The organism is Nesterenkonia suensis (assembly GCF_054782935.1).
In genome coordinates this window covers 1-16,780 of sequence record NZ_BAAGRN010000011.1, presented here as the reverse complement: position 1 = coordinate 16,780, position 16,780 = coordinate 1, and the positions used below count along the sequence as shown (strand labels likewise).

General features: G+C 64.8%; 21 protein-coding genes and 2 pseudogenes. 8 read left to right on the top strand and 15 right to left on the bottom strand.

The features are described 5' to 3' along the window. Positions 1–9: 9 nt before the first annotated feature. Both ACYVKI_RS12610 and ACYVKI_RS12605 read right to left on the bottom strand, forming a co-directional pair. Complete coding sequence (locus tag ACYVKI_RS12610) at positions 10–615, bottom strand: class I SAM-dependent methyltransferase (protein ID WP_460690716.1); 606 nt, start codon at positions 613–615, stop codon at positions 10–12. Continuing rightward, on the bottom strand, positions 608–1,630 hold the full coding sequence (locus ACYVKI_RS12605) for a DUF2867 domain-containing protein (RefSeq protein ID WP_460690715.1): 1,023 nt from the start codon (positions 1,628–1,630) through the stop codon (positions 608–610). The genes ACYVKI_RS12610 and ACYVKI_RS12605 overlap by 8 nt, the downstream gene beginning before the upstream one ends. A 54-nt stretch (positions 1,631–1,684) precedes the next feature. On the opposite strand from ACYVKI_RS12605, the gene ACYVKI_RS12600 reads away from it, so the two are divergent. Beyond that, a complete protein-coding gene (locus tag ACYVKI_RS12600; protein ID WP_460690714.1) occupies positions 1,685–2,254 on the top strand; it encodes a TetR/AcrR family transcriptional regulator in 570 nt (189 codons plus the stop codon). Between the two features lie 12 nt (positions 2,255–2,266). On the opposite strand, the gene ACYVKI_RS12595 is transcribed toward ACYVKI_RS12600, so the two are convergent. The 4 genes from ACYVKI_RS12595 to ACYVKI_RS12580 form a co-directional block, all read right to left on the bottom strand. Next, positions 2,267–2,620, bottom strand: coding sequence for a DUF1801 domain-containing protein (locus ACYVKI_RS12595; RefSeq protein ID WP_460690713.1), 354 nt, complete (start codon positions 2,618–2,620; stop codon positions 2,267–2,269). 128 nt (positions 2,621–2,748) lie between these two features. Beyond that, the gene (locus tag ACYVKI_RS12590) at positions 2,749–2,961 is read right to left on the bottom strand and encodes a hypothetical protein (protein WP_460690712.1); all 213 of its coding nucleotides are present in this window, start codon (positions 2,959–2,961) and stop codon (positions 2,749–2,751) included. Positions 2,962–3,061: 100 nt separating this feature from the next. Then, positions 3,062–3,619 carry a dihydrofolate reductase family protein gene (locus ACYVKI_RS12585; RefSeq protein WP_460690711.1) on the bottom strand — a complete coding sequence of 186 codons (558 nt, stop codon included), beginning with the start codon at positions 3,617–3,619 and terminating at the stop codon, positions 3,062–3,064. A gap of 106 nt (positions 3,620–3,725) precedes the next feature. Next, positions 3,726–4,205, bottom strand: coding sequence for a TetR-like C-terminal domain-containing protein (locus tag ACYVKI_RS12580; RefSeq protein ID WP_460690710.1), 480 nt, complete (start codon positions 4,203–4,205; stop codon positions 3,726–3,728). On the opposite strand from ACYVKI_RS12580, the gene ACYVKI_RS12575 reads away from it, so the two are divergent. Next, complete coding sequence (locus tag ACYVKI_RS12575) at positions 4,174–4,470, top strand: DUF1905 domain-containing protein (protein WP_460690709.1); 297 nt, start codon at positions 4,174–4,176, stop codon at positions 4,468–4,470. The genes ACYVKI_RS12580 and ACYVKI_RS12575 overlap by 32 nt on opposite strands. 55 nt (positions 4,471–4,525) lie before the next feature. Here ACYVKI_RS12575 and ACYVKI_RS12570 read toward each other — a convergent pair whose 3' ends face one another. Continuing rightward, positions 4,526–4,939, bottom strand: a complete 414-nt coding sequence (locus ACYVKI_RS12570; RefSeq protein ID WP_460690708.1) for a hypothetical protein — start codon at positions 4,937–4,939, stop codon at positions 4,526–4,528. Between the two features lie 84 nt (positions 4,940–5,023). Further along, positions 5,024–5,275 carry a toxin-antitoxin system YwqK family antitoxin gene (locus ACYVKI_RS12565; RefSeq protein WP_460690707.1) on the bottom strand — a complete coding sequence of 84 codons (252 nt, stop codon included), beginning with the start codon at positions 5,273–5,275 and terminating at the stop codon, positions 5,024–5,026. Between the two features lie 145 nt (positions 5,276–5,420). Here ACYVKI_RS12565 and ACYVKI_RS12560 point away from each other — a divergent pair, with 145 nt between their 5' ends. The 3 genes from ACYVKI_RS12560 to ACYVKI_RS12550 all read left to right on the top strand — a co-directional run bounded on the left by ACYVKI_RS12560 (position 5,421) and on the right by ACYVKI_RS12550 (position 6,420). After that, on the top strand, positions 5,421–5,678 hold the full coding sequence (locus ACYVKI_RS12560) for a Smr/MutS family protein (RefSeq protein WP_460690706.1): 258 nt from the start codon (positions 5,421–5,423) through the stop codon (positions 5,676–5,678). A 75-nt stretch (positions 5,679–5,753) separates the two neighbouring features. Beyond that, the gene (locus tag ACYVKI_RS12555) at positions 5,754–6,128 is read left to right on the top strand and encodes a nuclear transport factor 2 family protein (protein ID WP_460690705.1); all 375 of its coding nucleotides are present in this window, start codon (positions 5,754–5,756) and stop codon (positions 6,126–6,128) included. A 49-nt stretch (positions 6,129–6,177) separates the two neighbouring features. After that, positions 6,178–6,420, top strand: coding sequence for a PspC domain-containing protein (locus ACYVKI_RS12550; protein ID WP_460690704.1), 243 nt, complete (start codon positions 6,178–6,180; stop codon positions 6,418–6,420). A 14-nt stretch (positions 6,421–6,434) separates the two neighbouring features. On the opposite strand, the gene ACYVKI_RS12545 is transcribed toward ACYVKI_RS12550, so the two are convergent. The 3 genes from ACYVKI_RS12545 to ACYVKI_RS12535 form a co-directional block, all read right to left on the bottom strand. Continuing rightward, positions 6,435–6,761 (bottom strand): RidA family protein, encoded by a 327-nt coding sequence (locus ACYVKI_RS12545; RefSeq protein WP_460690703.1) that lies wholly within the window; start codon positions 6,759–6,761, stop codon positions 6,435–6,437. A gap of 196 nt (positions 6,762–6,957) precedes the next feature. Next, on the bottom strand, positions 6,958–7,227 hold the full coding sequence (locus ACYVKI_RS12540; RefSeq protein WP_460690702.1) for a PhnA domain-containing protein: 270 nt from the start codon (positions 7,225–7,227) through the stop codon (positions 6,958–6,960). A 37-nt stretch (positions 7,228–7,264) separates the two neighbouring features. Beyond that, the gene (locus ACYVKI_RS12535) at positions 7,265–8,074 is read right to left on the bottom strand and encodes a MerR family transcriptional regulator (protein ID WP_460690701.1); all 810 of its coding nucleotides are present in this window, start codon (positions 8,072–8,074) and stop codon (positions 7,265–7,267) included. Between the two features lie 970 nt (positions 8,075–9,044). Between ACYVKI_RS12535 and ACYVKI_RS12530 the strand changes: the two genes are divergently transcribed. Then, positions 9,045–9,806, top strand: a complete 762-nt coding sequence (locus tag ACYVKI_RS12530; protein WP_460690700.1) for an alpha/beta fold hydrolase — start codon at positions 9,045–9,047, stop codon at positions 9,804–9,806. A 3-nt stretch (positions 9,807–9,809) separates the two neighbouring features. Next, entirely contained in the window at positions 9,810–10,229 is a 420-nt protein-coding gene (locus ACYVKI_RS12525; protein ID WP_460690699.1) for a winged helix-turn-helix transcriptional regulator, read from the top strand. 247 nt (positions 10,230–10,476) lie between these two features. Here ACYVKI_RS12525 and ACYVKI_RS12520 read toward each other — a convergent pair whose 3' ends face one another. The 4 genes and pseudogenes from ACYVKI_RS12520 to ACYVKI_RS12505 all read right to left on the bottom strand — a co-directional run bounded on the left by ACYVKI_RS12520 (position 10,477) and on the right by ACYVKI_RS12505 (position 16,164). Further along, positions 10,477–11,118 carry a DUF6308 family protein gene (locus ACYVKI_RS12520; RefSeq protein ID WP_460690698.1) on the bottom strand — a complete coding sequence of 214 codons (642 nt, stop codon included), beginning with the start codon at positions 11,116–11,118 and terminating at the stop codon, positions 10,477–10,479. A gap of 44 nt (positions 11,119–11,162) precedes the next feature. After that, positions 11,163–12,441: pseudogene (locus ACYVKI_RS12515) on the bottom strand (ISL3 family transposase). Positions 12,442–12,782: 341 nt separating this feature from the next. After that, positions 12,783–14,828, bottom strand: a complete 2,046-nt coding sequence (locus ACYVKI_RS12510) for a GmrSD restriction endonuclease domain-containing protein (protein ID WP_460690697.1) — start codon at positions 14,826–14,828, stop codon at positions 12,783–12,785. A gap of 1 nt (position 14,829) precedes the next feature. Then, the gene (locus ACYVKI_RS12505) at positions 14,830–16,164 is read right to left on the bottom strand and encodes a DUF262 domain-containing protein (RefSeq protein ID WP_460690696.1); all 1,335 of its coding nucleotides are present in this window, start codon (positions 16,162–16,164) and stop codon (positions 14,830–14,832) included. Between the two features lie 208 nt (positions 16,165–16,372). Here ACYVKI_RS12505 and ACYVKI_RS12500 point away from each other — a divergent pair. Then, a pseudogene (locus ACYVKI_RS12500) lies at positions 16,373–16,628 on the top strand (leucine zipper domain-containing protein); the annotation flags it as partial. Between the last annotated feature and the right edge of the window lie 152 nt (positions 16,629–16,780).

The following is a 16,780-nucleotide window of genomic DNA, read 5'->3' as shown; positions in this document are numbered from 1 at the left end:
GCGAGCGCCTCAGTCGGCCGCGCGGCGCAGCACGGTGACGGCGAAGTCGGCGTCGTCGTGCCAGGCCCGCAGATCCCAGGTGGCGAAGCGGTGCTCGACCCGCAGCCCGGCGTCGGCGGCATGCCGGTCGAAGTCCTCCAGGCTCAGGTGGCGGTCCACGTGGAAGCCGAGGATCAGGAAGCCCTCCTCGGTCACGCAGTTCAGGACGCTGCGCAGCACCTGGACCTCCGTGCCGGGGGCGACGAACACCATGACGTTTCCCGCCAGCACGGCGGCGTCGAACGTCTCGCTCTCCCCCAGCATCTCCAGCGTCAGCTCGGAGAGGTCGGCCACGGCATAGCGGGGGCCGGGGTGATCCTGCCGGGCCGCGGCGACGAGCTCATCGTCGGCATCGACTCCGACCACCATGTGGCCGCGGGCGTGCAGCTCGCCGGACAGCCGCCCGGTGCCGCAGCCGGCGTCGAGGATCCGGGCCTGCCGCGGGACCATGGCGTCCACCAGACGCGCCTCACCGACGAGGTCCTTCCCCTCGGCCGCCATGCGGCGGAAACGCTCGATGTACCACTGCGAGTAGTCGTCCCCGGTCTCGGTCACCCAGCGGGTCGGTTCAGCCATGGGCTCCACTGTACTGGCGGCGCGCCTCGTCCTGGCGACCCACCTCGGCGCCGTCGTGGCGGCCGGTCACGAACTCCCGATGCGCGCGGGTAAGCATCGCCCGCACGATCAGCGGGTGCAACACCCGGACGGCACACAGGTAGACGCGTCCCCGGCAGTTCTTGGCGCGGGCGACCGTGCTGAGCGTGACCGAGCCGGGGGCCACCAGCACCGAGGCACGGAAGCCCAGATGCCCGGCGTCGCTGCCAAGCAACACTTCATCGTCGGTCCGGGCACGCGTGGCGAACGACTCCGCGTCCCCGCGCTCGATGCCGACGAGGCCCACCAGGGCCTGGCGGAGCCCCAGCATCGCCACGACCCAGCGCGGCGGGCGGCGAAAGACGGCGTCGGCCCAATCCTGCGGATCCGCGGGCAGCCGCGGGTGGTGCGGCACCTCATAGGCGTCGATCAGGTCAGCCCGCTCGCTGCTCCCTTCTCGGGCGATCACCTGCTGCGCCAGCCGCGCCGCGGTCGGGACGGGGACCGGGTCGGCCCTCGGGAGTCCGAGGCGTTGCAGCATGCTGACTGTCCGTGACCCCCGAGCGCGCCTACGCACGGCTCCGGTCGCCTCATGCTCGGCGTTGTCGAAGAGGTCTTCGATCACGGCGTCATGGATCCTGACCAGCAACGGTTGGCCCAGGCAGAGCGTCCCGGAGACGGAGGCGTGGAGTTCGTGGCGGATGATCACAGAAGACCCGGAGGGCATCACGGACAGCTCGTGATGGCCGCTGAGGCCACAGGTGGGGTCGAAGGCGAACCGGATGCGGCGGCCCGGCTCGTAGGCGGTGACGTGGTAACGGATCGACCCGTGACCCCCGGCAGCCCCGACGGACAGCGGACGGTCGAGGACCATCGGATCCCACGCCGGTGCCGGCCACCATCGGTCCTCCGGACCGCCGAGGGTCACCATCCCCGCAGCCACACGGTCCGCGGGGGCTGCGATCTCGCGAGTATGGACGTTGTGGATCATGCTCATCCCTCCCGCACCATACGACCCCGTATGGTGATGAGCATACGGTAGCGTATGGACATGGCGGAGGAGAAGAGCGAGCGCCGCAGGCTTCGCGCACAGGACTGGATCGAGGCTGCGCTGACGGCCATCGGACGCGGCGGTCTGTCGGCCGTCGCCGTCGAACCGCTGGCCACGGAGCTCGGCGCGACGAAGGGCAGCTTCTACTGGCACTTCAGCAGCCGCCAGGCGCTCGTCGACGCGGCCCTGGCTCACTGGGAGCAGCACCACACCGAGAGCGTCATCACGGCGATGGACAGTATCGATCGCCCGGCCGAGCGCCTGGACGAGCTGCTCGCCGTCGTCCTGGATCACCGGGCCGACCCAGTCGAGGTGGCCCTGCTCGCCGCCGCCCAGGAGCCGGCGGCGGGCCCCGTCGTCGCGCGCGTCACCCAACGGCGGATCGACTATGTCGCCTCCCTCTATGAGACAGCCGGCCACGACGGCGAGGCTGCCTACAGCGCCGCCGTGACGGCCGTGGCCACTTACCTCGGCCATGTCCAGCTGGCCCACGCGACCCCGGCGGCCCTGCCGACCGGCAGCCGATGGACCCGCCACCAGGAGCGGGTGCGCCGCCTGCTGCGAGCATGAGCCCAGCTGGCGTCAGGAGACGGCAGCGCGGACGATCTCTGCGACGCGACGCTCCGTCACGTCGTCCAGCTCGTCGACGAACCAGGCCGACGGGAGAAGCCGACCTTCTCCTTCGCCTGCCGGTACGGGCCCGGCCTTCTCACTCACCCCGAGCGAGATCAGCTCGTCATTGCGGATGAACACCAAGACCGGAGAGCTCGCCGACTTCGCATAACCGGGCATGCCATACCAGATGCGTGGCTTCAGATCCGGCGCAGCGTCGAGGATCAGGTCATGCAGGCGGCGCATGACAGACCGCTGGGGCTCGTCCATCGCCGCAATCTTGCTGACGACCTTCTCGTGGTTCTTCGCAGTCCTGTCCGTCATGATCATGTCCTTTCGTCAGCCGCCTCGGGCAGGCGACACCGTAGTCTTCCGCGCAGGTCGAGGCGCGGCACCCCATCCGGACATGTCTTGGTCTCCTCAGTCCTGTCCGTCATGATCCAGGCGATCCGTCACCTGGAAGTGCAGCCGACCGCCGAGTCCGCCGTCACCGCCAGAGCACCAATCACAGGGTGGCAGGAGGGCATGACCGCTCGCCTGATGAGCCCGACGACGGCGAGCGGACCGGCCGGCTCGAAGCCGAACGCATCCCGGCAGAAATCCATGGCACGCCGTCTGTCATCGATCGGCAGGCAGACCGTGAAGGGGTTCAGCGGGGAGGTCATGGACCTCCTCCTATCCCTAGGGCAGGCGCCGGCCGATGCCCGGATGGCCGGCCAGGAGACGGCAGCACTCGACGATGCAGCCGCCGGAGAGCGGCAGCCGTCATCCGTCTGTGACGCGGTAGCGGAGCAGGACACCGCCGGTGTCCACTGCGCGCGACTCGAGGAGATGCAGCGGACGCGCAGCGGCGCGCTCCTTGAGCAACGGCGTGCCGGAGCCGAGGATCACCGGCGCGATGCCGATCAGCAGCTCATCGACGAGGCCAGCGTCGAGCAGGGAATCCACCAACTTCGCGCTGCCGAAGACGTAGATGGGCTGATCAGCCCCCTGTTTCCGGCGCGCGAGTTCAGCGACAGGATCGGCAGTGACGTCCGTGTTGTTCCACTCGGGATCGGTAAGCGTCCGGGAGACCACGAGCTTGGGGATGCTGTTCATGTACCGGGCGATCTCCGGCTCACTGGTGTCGCTCGGCCAATGGGCCGCCATTCCCTGATACGTGGTGCGCCCGAAGACGAGGAGCCCGGCCCCCTCGCCGACTTGGAGGCTGAGGTCGCGCAGGTCCTCGCCCCAGATGTGTTCATGGAGGCGGAGGTCCCACGGCTCGTCCCCTTCAAAGAGACCGTCGATCGACATGATGTTCCACGCGATGAGCTTTCCCACGACGGCCTTCCTGACGGTGAGATCGAGTACGGCCCACACAGTAGCCCGCAGGGCCACCTCGCACAATGACTGCTCGGCCTGGCGGGATGGAAGCCTCACTCCAGGGTCAGCGGGGCCGCAAGCCTGCCAGAACCATGGCCAGCACACCATCGGCGAACTCGTCGTCCAGCGGGCCGGTTCGCAGCAGCCAGCGGTGGACGACCGGGCCGAAGAGGAACTCCGCCGCCAGCTGCGGATTCACGGACTCACCGGCCTGACCAGCCTGCACCCCTGCCGTGATGCGCGCAGCGGTGACGTCGAGCTGAGGACGGAGCAGACGGTGAACCAATTTGTCAGCAACGACGAGGTCCGTCTGACTCTCTGCAGTGATCGCGCGCTGGAGGCGGTCAGTGGCGGGCTCGGTTGACGCGGCGACGCCCCGAGCAGGCCACCCTGGCCTACGCGGCCCGCCGTGATTCCTACGGGGCACGCCGCGGGTTCGACCGGCCGGAGGGCTCCGGCCTGACGAACGTCCCTGCCCCGGCCTGCCGCTAGCATGGGCGCATGGAGAGTCGATGACGGGCTGGACCTTCGACGCAGAGCTCATCGAATGGCGCGGACCTGCACCATTCGTCTTTGCTCCCATGCCGGAAGAGGTCGCCGCCCAGCTGAAGGAGGCTGCTCGGGGTCTCATATACTGGGGGCAGGTGCCGGTGAGCGCCACCATCGGCGCCACTGACTTCGACACGGCCGTCTGGCCGAAGGACGGCTGCTTCCTGCTGCCGGTGAAAGTGGCAGTCCAGCGCGCCGAGCAGATCGACGTCGGCGACCACGTCACCGTCACCGTGGAGGTGCGGGATCAGCGAGGGTGAAGCCATGCGGCAGCCCGGAGGTGCGTGGACGGCCGACTGATCCCTGCCAGTTGGCTTACGCTGTGAGCCTCATGGCCACCGGCTCCACCGTGGACGGCCAGACAGAGAAGAAACTCAGCAGCTGGGTGCCCGCGTCGGCAAAGACCTCCTGGAGGTCTGTGGCCCAGGCGGCGATGACGTCGTCGGGCAGCCGACGGTGGGAGGAGGCTGCCATCAGCGCCGACTCCAGCTGCAGGGAGGCCAGAGCCTCCAGCATTTCTCGACGCTCGGTCGGATCGACGCGCCAGTCGGTCTCGCCGATCAGCACCGGGACTGGGTAGGCGACCCCGCGTGCATCGCAGGGCAGCAGAAGCATCGTCTCTTGAGCGCGGTCCTTCTCGCTGATCAGCAGGTCCACCACGTCAGCTGCCAGCTGCTGGGAGGTCAGGGGCATCTCGGTCCAGTTCTCAGGAAGTTCGTGGAAACTCATGCCTCGATCCTCCGCCGACGCCGAACGGGCCGCCACCCCCGGGTGGCAACTGTGGAAAACTCCGAAGATCCGTTCTCCACGGGATCAGCCGGAACCCGCGCCGCGGTCTGTCACCTTGTAGTGCTGGCCCTGCTTGTCGTAGGTGATCCACCCGCCCACAGGCTCGCCGGCGTCGAAGTGCCCGGGACGCGTCAGGGTCCCATCCTTCCGATACCCCTCCCAGTATCCGACCGGCGTCCCATCCACGACCTTGCCCTTCGACCAGCGCGTCCTGCCGTCCGCGTGATACTTGATCTCGAAGCCGTCGACGGTCTCAGAATCCTTGGGTGCGACCATGAGCGGATCCTCCGTTTCGCCGGCACCCTTTCATTGAACCAGGAACCGCGTCCCGCGGCGGCCCTGCTGCCGGAGGATTTCTCCGTCGGAAGACCTTGTAGCCTGAAAAGACGCTCACGTTTTCCACCCACGACAGGGCCCCACGATGGCTAAGAGACTCACGCTCGATCTGCACGACATCTACAACAAGAGCCGCGACATCGACCGTGCCCTGGCCGAGATCATCGATGAGGCCGAACGCACCAAGGTCAAGACCGTGGAGATCATCCCGGGCAAGGGCAGCGGGCAGCTGAAGAAACGGGTGCTGCGGTTCCTGGACCGCAAGGACGTCAAGGCCAGGTACCACCGGGTGGAGAAGGACAGCAAGAACTTCGGGCGGCTGTTCGTCCATTTCAAACACTGAGATCCCGGTCCACACGACGTCGGCCCAGTCTGACGCTGTCGACCCGCGCATACGTCCAGGACATAGACTCTGCCCATGGTGGACACCTCAACTCTTGCCCGCGCCTATCTCCACCGGCTTGAGGCCCGCGACTGGGACACCTGGTCCGAGATGCTGCATGCCGACGTCGTCTACACGACTCCTCACAGCCGCGAGCGCTGGCACGGAAGGCACGCCTTCCTGAGCTTCAACCGTTCCTACCCTGGCGAGGGGCACCTTCAGGAGAAGTGGATCCTCGGTGATGCCGGGCGCGCCGTCCTCTGGTTCACGTGGACGGTGGGCGACGGGCGAGGTGACGCGCAGGCGTTTCTGACTTTCGATGAGGCGGGAATGATCACCGAGGTGACCGAGTTCTGGCCCGAGCCCTATGAAGCTCCCGCACGGCCGGCCCCCGCGACCGTGCGCTACTGAAGCAACCGACCCGGTGACCGGCGGGCTGACCAGGCGTACCATCATGACCATGGAACGCGTCTTCGACTCCATCCGCCGCCTCGGCGTCCGGCGAGGCCCAGACCGTATGTTCGCCGGCATCGGTGGTGCCATCGCCGAGAAGCTGACCGTCAACGTCTGGCTGGTCCGTGCCCTGCTCCTCGTCTCATTCCTGCTTCCCGTCCTGGGCGTCGGAGCCTATGTGGTCGTCTGGATCCTGACGCCTTGGCAGGATGGGCGCATTCCGCTGGAGCGCGCGTTGCCGCGTCCCTGACGCTTCGCCGACCGTCAGTCCACCACGGCCGCGACGGCTTCGATCTCCACCAGCTGGCTGTCATAGCCGAGCACGGTGACTCCCATCAGCGCGCTCGGGACGTCATGGTCGCCGAAGGCGCCGCGCACAGCCTCCCGTGCCTCCACGAGGTCGGCCTGGGATGACGAGGCCACCAGCACGTGGGTGCTGATGACGTCGTCGATTGTGGCACCGTCGGCATCAAGCGGGCAGGAGCCGGCGAGAAAGATCAGCCTGGCCTCAGTCGGCGCGGTGGCCGCGTAGGCGTACTCGGCGACGCCGGAGAGCTTCTCGGAACGGATCAGAGTCACGGCGCTGGGCATAGGACCAGCATGCTATGCAGGGCGGCGTACGCTGAGAGGAGCGGGCCGGTCGGAGGGAGGACCTTGTCGTGGGCAGACTGTCGCCCCTCCTCTCCGAGATCATTGAGGCTCCGCCGCAGCGCCCCGAGGCGCGTCTCTCCATCGACGGAGGCAGCCCGTTGCGCATCAGCCCGTGGGAGTGACGTCGACGCCTCGCTCAGGACGCCTTCTTCACCACACTCGATTTGAGCTGAATGCGGCCGAATCCGGGCACCGCGGCGTCGATGTCGTGGTCGCCGACGCCGTCGGCGAGACGGTTGCCCGCCGCATCGCGGATCACCACGGGCCCGGGGGCGTCTACTGCGTCATCGGCGTCTGCCCGATGGATGACCACTCGTGGCCATCCATCGGGCAGACCAACAGGGGGGCCCTGCTCATAGGTGTACTCAGACCCGCACCCGGGGCACAGCGGCAGCTGCTCAGACATGAAACGGAACTCTACCGGCCCCCGCGTTTCCTCCACCTCATTCGATAGGCTGCTGCAGGTCGACGACCCACTTCGTGCCCTCCGGGTCCAACGGAGTCTCCCGATACACCTCGCGGCAGACTCCCGTCGGCGTCAGACCGCGCGCGTCCACTTCGACGACGAGCGCCTGCCATGCTGCCTGGATCCCCTCGATGCCGTCTGCCTCGAACGTCATGGTCAATGCCCGTGGCACCGAACCCAATGTCACGACGTCCAGCCCAGTTGGCGGGGAGGCGTCGCCGATCTGCTCACCAGCGGCGGCGAGCACTCCCGCATCCGTGACTGTGTAATGGGCGATGCCCGGACCTGTTCGGGCCAGGCCGGCGTCGTCGATCGCCTGATTGACGCGCCCGAACATGGGCCCGATCTGAGGCTCGATCTCCTCCATGGATGACACGGTCGCAGAGAGCTGGACAAGTCGGACTGCCGGGAGGCTTTTCTCGGTGAAGTTCCTCGTGGACATGGTGGTTCCCTCCTCCATCGATCGGAGCCTCGCGCGGACCCGCTGCAGCCGCAGCTGATCTGCATCGATCTGCGCCATGAGCGCGGCCTCGCGCTCGTGGAGCATCTCAATCAGCCGAGCGCCGCTGAGCCCCTCGAGGAGCATCTCACTCACCTCGTCGAGGGTGAACCCGAGCTCCTTCGTCGCCACGAGCTGATTGGCCCGATCCAGCTGGGCCACCTCGTAGTAGCGATACCCGGTGAACTCGTCAGTGCGCGCCGGGGTCAGCAGACCCAGCTGGTCGTAGTGCCTCAGCATGCGCACCGAGACGCCGGCCAGTCTTGCGAAATCTCCGATTCTCAACATGACCACTTCACCTCACAGGCTCACACAGTGTCAGAGTCAAGCCTGCGGAGTCGACGATGTCCGAGGGATTCCCACGGGGATCCGCCTGCTGCTCCCGATCCTCCGGCGGGTGCACTCTTCGCAAGGCCGGATCAGGTCGCCCCTGCCGGCCCCTCGACTGGCGGGTTCCACCGGCCCGCTGTACGGACCGCACGTGCGGCCCTCACCGCCCCTGACTTGGCACGCTTTCATGCCGAAGGTACGGGTTCCGGCAGACGGGAGCAAGGGCTTGCGTAGATCGACCTCGGGGCGGAACCCGGCCACTGCATTGGAGCTTCCAGCGGGCATGCCGTTCACGGTGAGACTCGCAGGTGCCGCCGCCCTCTGCGCAAACACCCCGCGATCGCAGCGAAGGTGGCAAGGTGGAGGCCCGACGGATCCGACCACAGCGGCCGATGTCGTCAGCGACGAGATTGCGTTCCTCGACGAGTCGCCTGTCCCGCCAGTCCTCGCGGCCCTCGTCGCCAGCAGCGTTTCCCTCTTCGCCCTCGATGTCTTCAGACTGTTCGTGAGCACGACGCCCCCGCTGCTGAGCATCGTAGTCATCACCTACTCGCGTCTAGCGTTGAACACCGCTCTGGGCGCTGTCAGCCGCCGCCGGTGCCTGAGGAGCATTTGCGGCCTTCGGTGAACGGACTCAAGATCACCGGAGACCAGTGCAGCCGAGGCATGAGAGACCGCAGCGGCGAACCACTCCGACGATTCACACGTCGAAGCGGACGAGCACCGCATTCAGTCACATCTGGCGATCCGACACACGGCACTGCTCAGCGGCGCGCCAGCCCCTCCCGCACCTGCGCCACGAGCTCGCCGACCAGCCTCAGGCCCTCAAACCTGGCCAGTATCCCAAGACAGCCTACTGGTTGTGTTTTACGATCAGTCACCGCTATCCTCAGACTGATCGTAAAGTGCGATCAGTCAGGAGAGCGCCATGACCACGCCAGCAGCGAAGGCCATCCTCGTGCCCGGAGCCTGGATGGGACGTTGGATCTGGCAGCAGTCCGCCGAGCGGCTGCGACACCGGGGCATCGACGCGGAATCGATCACGCTCAAGGGGCTCGCATCCGGTCAATCCGATGCAGATATCGCAGAAGTACGCCTCGACGACCATGTCAATCAACTCGTCGAACACGTCAGCGGCGACAGCTCGCGGCCTGTCGTCCTGATCTCACACTCCTACTCAGGCATCGTCACATCCTCAGCGGCGGACCGCCTCACAGACCACGTGGTCGGTCTCATCCATGTCGGCGCATTCATCGCGAAGGACAAGCGATCCCTCCTCGACGACTGGGGCGGGTCAGACGTACAGCGCGCACAGGAGCGGGCCGACATCGAGGCAGCGGGCAACGTGTGGCACGCCCCCACTCGGCAGATGCTCGACTTCGAGACCGACCTCTCCCCCCGTGAGCGAGACCATCTGGCCTCACGCTTCACACCGCACCCAGGGCGAACGATCCTCGACCAGGCCCACCTATCGACCCCTGCAGAATGGCAGCCTTCGACCTATGTCGCTCTCACACCCAGCGGAGGGTTCGACGAGGCCTGGAAGGAGGCTCCGCCTGCCGCCAGATCGGCTCCCGGATGGCGGCGCAGGCACCTCGTCAGCGGACACTGGCCCATGGTCTCGGCCCTCGACGCCACCGTCGATCTGCTCGAGGCGGAGTTCCGTCACTACGCTTCCGCGAAGGCCTGAGCAGTGGCTGCGACCGGACGATCGGGTTGCCCGATCAACCTCGCCCTCGAGCTGTTCGGAGACCGGTGGACGTTGCTGATCCTGCGTGACATCGCCTTCGCACATCGTCGACACTTCCGCGACATTCTGCGCGGCTCGGATGAGGGCCTGACCAGCAGCGTCCTCGCCGACCGCCTCCACCGACTCGTCGACGCCGGCATCCTCACCCGCGCCGATGACCCGACGCACAAGCAGAAAGCTGTCTACAACCTCAGTGACAGCGGCATCGATCTCGTCCCCGTCCTCGCGACGATCGGGACCTGGGGCGCAGCACATTGCCCCGCCGACCCCGACAAGGCTGTCATTGCGCGCGGACTGGACTACGAGATCCCCGCGTCGTGGGCTGCGCGCATGAAAAGTCTTCGAGCCGAGAACGCAACGTGACACCTACGCACACGGAACGGCCAGGGCTGCACTGCCCGCACATGCAAGCTAGATGTTGACACGGAACTCCACCGAGTTCCGGCACGTAGCAACCTCTGTCTGCGGTCAGCCATCAGCGAGTAGTTGGTTGTCGTTTCGGAAGGCGCACTGTTATGCCCCTGACCGGCAGCTATGACTGAGACATGCTGGTTACCGAGCCGACACAGTGCAAATCGCACAATCTTTCAATCGCCTCAATGTCGAGAAGCTAAAAGCCCTTGCCCTTCATCCAAAGAACAACATCGAGTGCCCTGAGGGTCGACAGGTCCGTACGACCAACAGCTTCTCGGACCACCTGCGCCACCCTCTCGAGCTCGTCGCCACTTCTTGATAGTGCTTCCCACCACATCATCCAGGAATCATTGCCATTGAAACCGATCACCTTGTTGACAACGGAGTCCTCAATAGGAACGAGATGCGGGCGCTTGCGTGCCATGAGCTTGCTCGCGCGGGTGGGACCGATTCCCCAACGACCCTCTTCACGGTCCGTCGCGCGCAGGATGTGCCACAGCTTCCAGGCAGCAGATTCCTTGCCCAGGAGAGCGGCGTACTCACTGCACGTCACCGTTCTCAGCTCACGGTCTGAAGGAATCCTTCCCAAAAGTTCGTTCACCCGTGCCGATTCCCTCTCCAGCAGATCAATTCCCGCGGCGACAGGAACATCGACAGACAAACACATAGTCGCGTACAAGTCTCCTGCGGACAGACGGTCGGCATCGGACTCGCGCGCCCCAAGAACCTCAAAGTATGCCCCTGAATACGCTGCTTGGCCGTTCTTCCCGTAGTAGGTCTGCGCCCACTCGCGCGCCTGGGCGTCTCGAATCGACGTCACTGCTTCAACGATCGACACTCATACCCTCCTTCTTGGGCTCGACGCTATTGCATCAAGCCGGCTCATCGCAGATGAAGGTGTAGCAGGGATCTGAATCCTCCGGTGTCCAGCAGCGCTCGGGTGATGTAGTTAGCCAGATTCCGGAACCCCAGGGCGGTCCCACGCAGGTGTTCGAGACGGCCGTTGATCGCCTCAGTGGGCCCGTTGGAGGTGCCCGGGCGGTCGAAGTAGGCCAGGATGTCGACCGCCCGGCGGTTCAGCGTCCGGCCGAGCGTCTTCAGTTCAACCAGCCTGGTGGGGATCCCGCGGCGCAGCGAGTTGATCACCTCTGTCAGCATCTGCTTGCCCGTGGGCTTGGAGGCGCACCGGTAGGCGGCGACGATCTTCTGATACGCGCTCCAGGTGGCCTCGACCTCCACATGTTCGTCAGCGGCGAAGACTTTCTCGAGTCTGCGGCTCTGAGGCTCGGTGAGCAGGTCAGCCCCGGTGCGCAGCGTCTTGCGCGCCCCATAGAGGGGGTCCCCTGAACGGCCGCGGTGTCCGGTGGTCTCACGCTGGACCCGTTGCCTTGTCTGGTCCAACGCGTCCCCGGCCAAGGCCACCACATGGAAGGGATCCATCACCGCCACAGCCTCGGGCAGTTCCTCGGCGGTGGCGGTCTTGAACCCGGTGAACCCGTCCATGGCCACCACCTCGATCCCCTCCCTGAACTCGTCTCTCTGGGCCTTGAGCCAGGTGGTGAACACCGCTTTGGATCGGCCCGGGATCATGTCCAGCAGCCGGGCCGGGCCACGACGTTCCTTCACGGGGGTGAGGTCGATGACCACAGTGACGTAGTGGGACCCCCTGCCGGTGTGGCGCCAGCAGTGTTCATCGACCCCTATCACCGCGACCCCGTCGAACCTGTGGGGGTCCTCAATCAGCAGGTCCCGGCCGGCGGCCAACACGGCGTCGTTGACGGTATGCCAGGAAGCCGCCAGGGCGGCAGCCACCCTGGCGATGGACATCCTGTCAATCACTACCGACTTCAGGGCCCATAGCACCGCATGCCTGCTCAGCTTCGTCCTGGGTGCCGCAGCCGTACTGGTGTCCTGACGCCAGACCCGAGCGCAGTCGGTACACCGGTATCGGCGGACCCGCACCCACAGGGTGGTCGGCCGCCACCCCAGGGGAAGATGCGCCAGGCGGCGGACCACCGTGCCCCGCGGGATGCCTTCACCGCCGCAGTGTCGGCACCACGGATCGTCTTCGGCCAGGCGGCATTCCAGTATTGCTCGATCGTGGTNCATCGAGCAGGCAGAAGCTATTGAGGTCAGGGGTCGTGAAAGTAGGCTGGGGCATCGTCGAGGTCTTCTGGATGGATTAGGTGTAGGAACCTCCATCATCGGAAGGCCTCGACTTCTATCCATCCACCGCCACGCCGACTCCGACGCGCGTCCCAGCTTCTACACCCTCAAACGCGAAGAGCCATCAAGCCCTTCCCCAACCATCTCACCTCTCGAATGCCGGTGCACCAGGTCATCCCGCGGTCATCCCCCGTCGACCTGAGCCTTAAACATTGAACCTGAACTCCACCACGCTCCGTAGCCAAACAACCTCTTGACCCACCGATCCGCCTCATGCCCGGACGGCACACGATGCCGTTGCTCCGTCCACACGTAATGTCGCCCGAACGGGGACTATCAGATGCCAGGAACTGATCGAGATTGGTCTCTTGCAAGCGCCCGGCGCAACAAGTCCACCATCTGTTTGTGATGGGCTCGCACGTCTGCGTCGCTCCAACTCCAGGTCTCGGCTTGCCGCGCCATGAGGTCGAGCTTCAGACTCTGGCGACGAGCATCGTGGTTGTTCGCCTTCTGCGCAGGAAGGTAGTTGCTGAACTTCGAGTTCGTGCTCACAGTGACGAGCGCCAAGTTGCCGAACCAGTCGAGAAGGTGCCGATCCTCTACGCGGTAAGCGCGGGAGGAATGCTCGACATCCTCGGCACGGGGGCAGAAGTGCTCCACAGAGGTCCGGTAGCTAAAGGTGAAGTCCCATCGGCCCACCTCCTCCACCAATAGGTAATCCAGGTACGTGAAGACGATGCGTGGGATGGCAAAACCGAGCGCCATCCCATCCGGGCCAGTCTCCTCCTTCTCCGGGTCCGGGGTCATCGCCTCGCGCAGGCGCCCGAGTGCATAAGACTCTAGACGCTGGAGGAAGCCCCGGGCCGTGATCGGCTCATCGCCATCGGCCAGTCCGGTGACGTAGCGCAAGGCGTCGGTCATCCAATGCATCGTCCGAGGTGAGGTGTAGGTGATGCGCAGCGCCGACTGCAGCAACAGGATCCGTCGTTGAAGGCTGAGCGGACCTCCACGGGATTCGTCAGCGGCGAAGGTCGCAGGGTACCGGGGTGTGTGTTGCCAGCTGTTGCCGTGACGGTACTGTCCGCGTGCGAGCCGGGACAGTGACCAGCTGCCAGGCTCTTCGTCAGTGGTGGATTCGTGCCCGGTGGTAAGCGTCGCGTCACGTTTGAGAATGTACTGATCGAATAGGTGTCGGATGCGCAACAGGTCCGTGGTGAATTTTCGCACCCAGCCCATCCGCTCCGACGGCGGCAGTGAATCTACTCGTGCCGAGAAACGTTGCACTAGCAGTTTGTCGTCAAGCTGACGGTCCTCCGTCCGTGCGGAGGCGTTGTCTGATGTCTTCACCGCGAGAACATGCAGCAGCAGAGTCGGGAAGGTGATCTGCGATGTGAATCGCTCCCCGCCGTTGGCCTCTTCCGATTCGGCCGTGACCGTGGTCTGGGAGTAGGCATCCACCGCATTGTCGAGCGTCAGCGCGGTGGATTCGGGGGCGGTCGAAGAGGCGCCGGTGCCTGACGAGCCTACTTCCGAGGTGGCGTCGATGAGCTGTGCCCGCAAACGAAAGAAATCTGGTGTCGGCATCTGGTCCCAGTCGGGGCCAAAGACTTCGGTGCGCTGCGCGGTGTTTGCGGCAGTAACGCTCATCCCCACATAGTGCTCCATGTCGGAGCAGGCTGTCCAGACGAGATTCAACAGGGCGCGATCGCGAGAGTCAGTTAGTTGACGGAGGAGTCGCGCCTTAACGATGTCTACGGGACTAAGCTGTACACCGCGCGTATTCATGATCTCGAAGTAACGATTCAGATCGGCACCCCGGTCGATCGGCATGCGGATGACAAGGACTCTGGAAAGAAGATAGTTGATCACCCGTGAACTCTGTAAACGTTCCCCGTCGGCCCCGCCGTCCAGTAGCTGGTCAATAATCGTCGAAGCGCGGAGGATGCCGCTGTCCTCTCGCTCCTTCCCATCTTCCGCCGGCTCACGGATCGTATCGGCGACACCACGGAGAGCGCGGGTAGCCCTCTCCCGAGCCTCGTAGGTAAGCGGCTGAAGCGGACCGATGCGATCCTTGAGACCTGGCCGGGACGAGAGCTTCACCAGCAGGATGTACAAAGTGGTCAGGCGCTGCTGTCCGTCGATCACGTCAAATGGTTCATCGGCCCGTTGCGGCGGGGAGACCACGAGGTTTCCTAGAAAATAGTCCTTGGCTTCCTCCTGCTCGGCCTCGTCGAATACGTCGTATATCAAGCGGTGTATCTCCTCCTCACCCCAGGTGTAATTGCGCTGATAGAGGGGGATCGAATAGCTGGGAGATTCCGGGCTGAAGAGCTGACCCACGGGGATAGCCCGAACATCATCCTGAGCGGCAGTCTGTGTCATTTCAGCGAGACTCCTTCAGCAGGTCGAGTAGCCGCGCATCCTCAGGGTGTTCAGTCCGCGCCTTGTGCGGAGCCCTTATATTCTCCAGCCCAATCTTCCTCGGATCGAGACTGTCGCGGATCGCGGAGAATAGGTTCACCTTGTTCCTACCGTCCATATTGGTACTGAGCCCCCGCGCGTAGTTGTCCGTGGTTCTCCAGCTCAGACGCTCATACACCAAACGGAGGCCGTATGCCCAACGGAAGAGGTAGCGTTGCACCTGCGGGAGATCTAACTCGGAGTACTTGTTCGTGTAGTACAGGACCGCAGCAACGTACAGCTCCCGGCAGTACCTGAAGCGCGCCCCGTCGCGGAAGGCCGAACAATCCTCACTCGTGAGACCAACTGCGTTGGCGTCGGAGAAAAGCTCTTCATCCAGCCGATCAGCCTCCTCGAGCATGAACGCGACGTAGTCGAAGAATGACTTCCCCGCAGCTACCGGAGCATCGAGTTGGTGCTGAGCACGTTTGAGATCTCTACGGGTAGTCGGGTCGGCATCAGGATACGCCCACCCTTGGAGGCCGGGAAGCACCGCCTGGGCAGTTCGATGGTATTCGGCTCCCGGTAGGCGGAGTGTAGACCTGCCAACGCCCTTGAAGAGCTCGAGGTCGTCAGCGGTAAAGGCATGCGCTGGCATGTTACGGCTCCACCATTGAATGCGGGCCAGGTAGGTGCCGAAGAGCCGGTCCAGATCGTTCTCTTCGGCCCTTTCCCATTGCGCGACCACGACGCGCTTCTCGGCAGTGCTGGTATCCGTCATCTCACGCAAATGGAAGGCCTTGAGCAGGTCGTGCGGGCGCAGTGACTTGCCGCGGAAGTTCTGCGAGTCAAAGAACTGGAAGGCCTCATCCTCGTCATCGGTTACGATCTTAAGAACTCTAGCTTTGGCGTCGAGGAACTCGCGGTACCTCTCGACGCGAGAACGGTCGAGGTCGGAGACCCGTCCCAAGAGCTCCTGATAGACATGGGAGATCGGCGTGTCACCAGACTGGAGGGTGGCGATCCTCTGGCCGCGCAGGAGCACCCGCAGCAGATGGAGGGTCAGGATTCGCTGCTGTCCATCGACCACCTCGAAATGCGACTCATGCGGGCGCCTCAAGAGGATGACAGTGCCCATAATGTAGGAATACGCCGGCCTGCTGTCGAGCGCCTCCGCGATGTCCGTGAACAGCTGTGCCGCGATGCGCGGCGACCAGGAATACGGACGTTGGAAATCCGGTATGCGCAGATCGGGAGCGTTGGCGCCGAGCAGCTCCCCGATGGAGACGAACTGAAGCAGCTCGGTGTTGATGGTCATGGTGTCGACGGTAATCGATCGGTATGACACGGCACCAGAGGTCGGAATAGGACATGGGCTGAGAACTGTGCCGTCATCACGCGGCTAGTTGTGATGCCCGGGGACGTTATTTCCCGACACAGGGCTGAGTCTTCCGGCAGGTGAGGGCTTCCGGACTGTGAAGTGGAGCTGTCGAATTCACCGCTTCACGAGCCCCCGTGAGGCCTGCGTGTCCCACGCTAACGCTGTCCTGACCCCGCGCACGAGGCTTCCGCCTGATCGTCGAGGACGGATACTCGACCCTCGTCGCCGCGAAGATGTTCATCGGTCTCACCCGTGATCGCATGCGAATGGCCCGCCCGCTACCGGGCCGAAGGCGCGGGCAGGATGCAGGTCCGCTCCAGCAGCCGCACCGTGTCCCGCACAAGACGCCCGAACCGATCAAGAAATGCATCATCACGCTGCGGTGGCGGCTCCGACTCGGACTGAAGCGCCCCAGGTTTGATGCCACATCTTTTCAAGCTGAAAGGATGTAGCCATGCCTCGTCGAATCGATCCCGCTCTGAAGGAGCGCGCTGTCCGTCTGGTGCTGGACCACCAGTCCGAATACTCCTCCCGCACCGCGGCCATCAAGGCT

Excerpts from the sequence above, each read along its gene's own strand:
- ACYVKI_RS12550 (WP_460690704.1), top strand. The coding sequence starts at position 6,178 with ATGGAACGCGTCTTCGACTCCATCCGCCGCCTCGGCGTCCGGCGAGGC.
- ACYVKI_RS12540 (WP_460690702.1), bottom strand. The coding sequence starts at position 7,227 with ATGTCTGAGCAGCTGCCGCTGTGCCCCGGGTGCGGGTCTGAGTACACC.
- ACYVKI_RS12595 (WP_460690713.1), bottom strand. The coding sequence starts at position 2,620 with ATGACGGACAGGACTGCGAAGAACCACGAGAAGGTCGTCAGCAAGATT.
- ACYVKI_RS12545 (WP_460690703.1), bottom strand. The coding sequence starts at position 6,761 with ATGCCCAGCGCCGTGACTCTGATCCGTTCCGAGAAGCTCTCCGGCGTC.
- ACYVKI_RS12610 (WP_460690716.1), bottom strand. The coding sequence starts at position 615 with ATGGCTGAACCGACCCGCTGGGTGACCGAGACCGGGGACGACTACTCG.
- ACYVKI_RS12580 (WP_460690710.1), bottom strand. The coding sequence starts at position 4,205 with ATGAGCTCTGCGTCGAAGGTCCAGCCCGTCATCGACTCTCCATGCGCC.
- ACYVKI_RS12570 (WP_460690708.1), bottom strand. The coding sequence starts at position 4,939 with ATGAGTTTCCACGAACTTCCTGAGAACTGGACCGAGATGCCCCTGACC.
- ACYVKI_RS12560 (WP_460690706.1), top strand. The coding sequence starts at position 5,421 with ATGGCTAAGAGACTCACGCTCGATCTGCACGACATCTACAACAAGAGC.
- ACYVKI_RS12565 (WP_460690707.1), bottom strand. The coding sequence starts at position 5,275 with ATGGTCGCACCCAAGGATTCTGAGACCGTCGACGGCTTCGAGATCAAG.
- ACYVKI_RS12505 (WP_460690696.1), bottom strand. The coding sequence starts at position 16,164 with ATGACCATCAACACCGAGCTGCTTCAGTTCGTCTCCATCGGGGAGCTG.
- ACYVKI_RS12530 (WP_460690700.1), top strand. The coding sequence starts at position 9,045 with ATGACCACGCCAGCAGCGAAGGCCATCCTCGTGCCCGGAGCCTGGATG.
- ACYVKI_RS12555 (WP_460690705.1), top strand. The coding sequence starts at position 5,754 with ATGGTGGACACCTCAACTCTTGCCCGCGCCTATCTCCACCGGCTTGAG.
- ACYVKI_RS12600 (WP_460690714.1), top strand. The coding sequence starts at position 1,685 with ATGGCGGAGGAGAAGAGCGAGCGCCGCAGGCTTCGCGCACAGGACTGG.
- ACYVKI_RS12605 (WP_460690715.1), bottom strand. The coding sequence starts at position 1,630 with ATGAGCATGATCCACAACGTCCATACTCGCGAGATCGCAGCCCCCGCG.
- ACYVKI_RS12575 (WP_460690709.1), top strand. The coding sequence starts at position 4,174 with ATGACGGGCTGGACCTTCGACGCAGAGCTCATCGAATGGCGCGGACCT.
- ACYVKI_RS12510 (WP_460690697.1), bottom strand. The coding sequence starts at position 14,828 with ATGACACAGACTGCCGCTCAGGATGATGTTCGGGCTATCCCCGTGGGT.
- ACYVKI_RS12535 (WP_460690701.1), bottom strand. The coding sequence starts at position 8,074 with ATGTTGAGAATCGGAGATTTCGCAAGACTGGCCGGCGTCTCGGTGCGC.
- ACYVKI_RS12590 (WP_460690712.1), bottom strand. The coding sequence starts at position 2,961 with ATGACCTCCCCGCTGAACCCCTTCACGGTCTGCCTGCCGATCGATGAC.